The organism is Romboutsia weinsteinii (assembly GCF_002250835.2).
Taxonomy (GTDB): domain Bacteria; phylum Bacillota; class Clostridia; order Peptostreptococcales; family Peptostreptococcaceae; genus Romboutsia_A; species Romboutsia_A weinsteinii.
In genome coordinates this window covers 1-5599 of the sequence record NZ_NOJY02000100.1, presented here as the reverse complement: position 1 = coordinate 5599, position 5599 = coordinate 1, and the positions used below count along the sequence as shown (strand labels likewise).

Genomic DNA, 5599 nt, shown 5'->3' with positions numbered 1-5599 from the left:
AGCCATGATGCAATAGGTATAGTATGTGCTATAGCTGTAGGTATCGGTATAGGTATGGTTACTGAAGGTAAGTCTAAAAAAGCAGCTGATGCATTGTCTAAATTAACTGAAAATATAGAAGTAAAAGTATTAAGAGATGGTGAAGTTCATCAGGTATCTAAAAGTGAATTGCTTCCAGGAGATATAGTTTATATCGAAACTGGAGATATGGTCCCTGCAGATGGTAGACTTATAGAAGGTATAAACCTAAAAATAAGAGAAGATATGTTAACTGGTGAATCTGATGATGTATCTAAAAAAGCAGATATAATAATACCAATGGAGAAAATAGAGTCTAAAGGTAAAATGATAGAGCAAGAACCAATACCAGCTAAGCAAATAAATATGTTATTTGGTGGAACATTAGTAGCTTATGGTAGAGGTACTATGGTAGTAACTTCAATCGGTGATAGTACGGAAATGGGTGAAATAGCTCAGCACTTAACTGGAGCAGATGAAGAAACTCCTCTTCAAGCTAAGCTTGGAAAACTTGGTGGAACTATAGCTAAAATATCTTCAGCAATAGCTGGACTATTATTCTTATTTATGATATTCCAAATGATAAGTAAGGATGTATTAAACTTAGATATGTCTGGTGTTATGCCATTCTTAAATTCTATAGGACCAGCAAAAACAGCATTTACAGTGTGTGTTGCATTAATAGTTGCTGCAGTACCAGAAGGACTTCCAACTATGATAAACATGACCTTAGCTATAACAATGCAAAAAATGGCTAAGATTAATGCTTTAGTTACTAAAAAAGAAGCATGTGAAACTATAGGTTCTGTATCTGTTATATGTTCAGATAAAACTGGTACATTAACTCAAAACAGAATGACTGCAGAAGTTGCATATATTGATGGTAGATACCTTGAAGGTGATGGAGCAAGTACTAATAGTTACTTCAAGGAAAACTGCATAATAAACTCTACAGCAGATATAGAACATCATGATGGTGAAGTTAAATACTTAGGTAGTGCAACAGAATGTGCATTATTACTTTACAATAAAGATGTAGATTATAGATCTATAAGAAAAGAAGCAAACATAGTTGCTCAAAACCAGTTTACTTCTAATACAAAGAGAATGACTTCTGTTATAGAAGCAAATAATGAATACGTACTTTTATCAAAAGGTGCACCGGAAGTACTTCTTGAACTTTGTTCACATGTACAAAAAGCTGATGGTATAGTACCTATAACTGATGCTATAAAAAATGAAATATTAGCGGAAATCGAAAAGTTGCAAGTAAAGTCAATGAGAACTTTAGGTTTTGCTTATAAAGAGATATCTTTAAGTGGAGAAGAAAGCGAAGCAGCTTTAACAGTTGAAGCTGAAGCTATTGACATTGATACTGAAGAAAATAACTTAGTATTCAGTGGATTTGTTGGAATAAGAGATCCACTAAGACCTGATGTTATAGAATCAGTATCTATAGCAAATAAAGCTGGTGTTTCTGTAAAAATGCTTACAGGTGATAATATAAACACAGCTAGAGCAATAGGTGAAGAGTTAGGATTATTAAAAAATAACATGAGAGCTGTTGAGGCATCTTTCATTGATACATTGAGTGATGAAGAATTAATAGAAGAAATTAAAACTATATCTATAGTTGCTAGAAGTAAGCCAGATAGCAAGATGAGAATAGTTCAAGCTCTTCAAACTGACGGTGAAGTAGTTGCAGTTACAGGAGATGGTATCAACGATGCGCCAGCATTATCAAAAGCTGATGTTGGTATAGCGATGGGTATATCTGGTACAGAAGTATCTAAAAATGCTGCAGATATTATTTTAACTGATGATAGTTTCTCAACAATAGTAAAAGGAATACAATGGGGTAGAGGAATCTATGATAACTTCCAAAGATTCGTTCAATTCCAATTAACAGTAAACGTAATAGCATTTTTAGTTGCCATAATATCTCAAGTTATGGGTCAAGAGATGCCGTTTACTACAATACAATTATTATGGGTAAACATAATAATGGATGGACCACCTGCATTAGCACTAGGCCTAGAACCAGTTAGAAAACATGTATTAAACAGAAAGCCAGTAAATAGAAATGCAAATATAATCTCTAAGTCTATGACATTTACGATAGGATTAAATGCATTATTTATAACTGCAATCTTAATGATACAATCTACATTTAACGTATTAAATGCAGCACCAGAGCAACAAGAAACAGTAATGTTTGCCCTATTTGCATTCAGTGCACTATTTAACGCATTTAACTGTAGAGAATTTAATGCTGACAGTATAATACCAAACTTCTTTAAAAATACTTTAGCATTAAAGATTATAGCAGTAACAGGTATAGCTCAAATCATATTTACACAAGTATTTAAAGATTTCTTTAACTCAGTACCGCTTGAAGCTACATTATGGATAAAAGTATTACTAGTAGCATCAAGTGTAGTAGTAGTAAATGAAATAGTTAAATTAGTAATAAGAACATTCTCTAAGAAAGATAAGGAAAGAGAATTAGAATTATCTAAGCAAGAAGGATAAATTTAAAAAGTATTTTAAATAAATGGGGATGTCTAAAAATAAATATTATTTTTAGGCAGCCCCAAAAAAATATATAATAAAGGTTAAATCTGGGAGGATAAATGAGTGATTCAGTAGTATTTGATAGAATATTCTCCAGCCAATCTGATAGAGGAAATTATACACCTTCAAAAGGATATCTAAGTTACTTTATAGCTAATATTGGAGTAATAAATGAAGATTTATATAATCTAGAGATTTTTAAGGCAAACTCTTATATCAATGAGAGAAATGATATTGCTTTGTTTGTGCAAAGCATTGGTAATCCTAGTGATTTTGATATTATAAATTACTTTAAAAATTGTGTATCAAATTATAGAGGAAGTATTTACGACTTAAATCTAGATATAGTAAATGATGAAGAGATAAATAATAGAATAAAGAGAGCATTTGATATTCTTTTAAAAGAAGAAGGCGATGAGTTTGCAAATGATAGAATTAAGCAGAATTTTATTGTGAAAATTATGGCTTGGATAAAAACATACATAGGCAAGCTTAAAATAAATAGAACTGAGGCACCAAAGGTTATATTTTATGGAGAAATAAAAAAGCATGAAGTTTATTTATTATTACTACTACATTTAGCAGGATTTGATGTTTTATATTTAAGCCCGAGTAGTGATAGTAATATAGATATATTAAAAAAAGAGAAGTATAAGATAGAGTTAATAAACAACATAATAATAGATAGTAATTTGAGTTTTGAAGAAAGAGTCGAACTAGGAGAAAAGGTTGAGAAATCATCAATAAAGAAAGCCTTTACAATAGGTGCTGAAGCATCAAAGAGGATTAGTGAAGAGCTACTAAATGATTCTGGTTTTATTAAGCCTTGGCAACTACAAGATAGGTCTATAAAGAATTTACTTCTAAGTTCAACTATTGATGAAGTTTCTATCTATTGGAAGCAACCATTAAAGCTAAGACCAGGATTTAGTTTTGATAATAATATAGTACAGGCACCTGTATTCTTTTCAAAAATAAATGGTGTTTATAATGACTCAAAGGAGTACATTAACTTTGTAAATTTACTAAAAGGTAGTGATGAAGCATTTTTTATTGAGTTTGATGGAAATATAAATAACTTCTCAAAAGAGTTTACAAAGGAAGCTTTTAGTCTATCTTTTGTACTTAATTCAGAGGGGAAAATAGATAAAAAAGCAATATTAAACGATAAAAACTATTCCATATCAACACTAAATACAAATCAGCAGACGATGATTTTAGATAAAATCGAAGAAATCATAATGAGCGAAATGTTTATTGACGGGCTAAACAGAGAAGATAGAATAAAAGGTATGTATTCAGTTTTATATATGAACAAAAGATTTGTGCATATGATAAATAACTTTGATTATTCTCTTGTAAATCCAAAACTTGTAATATATCTAGGCGAAAGTTTAGTCTTTGATAAAGAAGTTGTGTTTATAATGATATTACTTAGTAAGATAGGTTTCGATATACTAATACTTACTCCTGGTGGAGAAAACTGTATTGAAAATGTAATAAATAATCAGCTTGTAGATATACATAGGCTTGATAAAATGGTTTATGACTTTAAATTATCTTCACTTCAAGAAGATGAATCATTATTAAAGAAATTATTTGGAAAAAGGAGCGGATTTAAATGGGGATAAATATGAGTGGATTATCCAAAGACAAAAACGTAGTAGAAGTTATAGATAATACTCCAGTAGTAAAAGAAGATAACTTTGATATAGTTGAATATACAAACACTAAAAAGATGGAACTTAGAACATCTAGAGAAGTTGAGGCATTAACAGCACTTATTGAGGTAGATAATCCTGATACTATACTTCAATTTGGCCGTGCTGCATCAGAAGGTATAGCAAGAGTTTCAGATAGCTTACTTAATACAATAAAAATGAATAGAAATGAAGAAAACTCTAAGATGCTTGTTCAACTAACAAAGATAATGGATAAGTTTGATTTAGATGATTTCCAAGAAGCTAAAGAGCCTACTTTCATGCAAAAAATCTTCAAAAAAGCTAACAATGCTGTAGAGTTGATGTTCCAAAAGTACGATACTCTTGGCGGTGAAGTTGAAAAAATTCAAATAGAGCTTGAAAAATATGAAAGAGACATAAATACTTCAAATAAGCAAATAGGTGCTATGATAAGTGAAAACTTTGATTTTTACAATGAACTACAAAAGTATATTGTTGCAGGAGAAATAGCAATAGAAGAAATGGACAATGAGATACTTCCTCACTTTAAAAATAAAGCTGAAACTAGCGGAGATCAAATGGACATGGTTGAATATCAAGATTTATTAAAAATTTATGATATGCTAAATCAGAGAGTGTATGATCTAAGAATAGCAGAAAATATAGCTATACAAACAATACCAATGCTTAGAGGAATGCAACACAATAACTTTGGACTAGTAAGGAAGATAAATAGTGCATTTGTAGTCACTCTTCCTGTATTTAAGCAATGCTTATCTCAAGCAATATTACTTAAAAAGCAAGAATTACAAGCGAAATCTTTAAAAGCTCTTGATGATAAAACTAATGAACTTTTACTTAGAAATGCACAAAATGTAAGTACTCAAAGTGCTCAAATAGCAAGAATGGCAAGTTCTAGTTCTGTTCAGATAGAAACATTAGAAAAAATGTACAATACTATCAAAACAGGAATAGACGAAACTATGAGAATAGAATCTACTAATAGAGATGCAATAAAGGATAATACAAAGAGACTAGAAAGTTTAAACACAGCTATAATTTACAATAAATAGTAAGATAAAAGGGCTAATTTTATTAAGTTAGTCCTTTAACTTTATTATGGGGAGGATAAATTGAAATACTTTGATGATATAGATAAAAAGGTTATAGACAAAATCTTTTTTAAAAAGCCTTGTGAGTTTGACAATAATACTGAAATTGACACATTAAAATATGCTCTAGGGGCTTTTTTATATGTTCCTGCTACACAGTATAATATGATATATAAAAGCGTTACAGGACAGGTCAGAGGTGTAAGGCCTTTA

The 5599-nt window shown here is 30.4% G+C and carries 3 protein-coding genes and 1 pseudogene; all 4 read left to right on the top strand.

Annotated elements, in window-relative coordinates; all coding sequences use genetic code 11:
* On the top strand, window positions 1-2550 hold a 2550-nt coding region (locus tag CHL78_RS19405), incomplete at its 5' end, for a calcium-translocating P-type ATPase, PMCA-type (protein WP_116041736.1).
* Between the two features lie 101 nt (window positions 2551-2651).
* On the top strand, window positions 2652-4223 hold the full coding sequence (locus CHL78_RS19400) for a YceG family protein (protein WP_094368077.1): 1572 nt from the start codon (window positions 2652-2654) through the stop codon (window positions 4221-4223).
* The gene (locus CHL78_RS19395) at window positions 4214-5347 is read left to right on the top strand and encodes a toxic anion resistance protein (protein WP_094368078.1); all 1134 of its coding nucleotides are present in this window, start codon (window positions 4214-4216) and stop codon (window positions 5345-5347) included. The genes CHL78_RS19400 and CHL78_RS19395 overlap by 10 nt, the downstream gene beginning before the upstream one ends.
* A 60-nt stretch (window positions 5348-5407) precedes the next feature.
* Window positions 5408-5599, top strand: a pseudogene (locus CHL78_RS19390) (HpcH/HpaI aldolase/citrate lyase family protein); the annotation flags it as partial.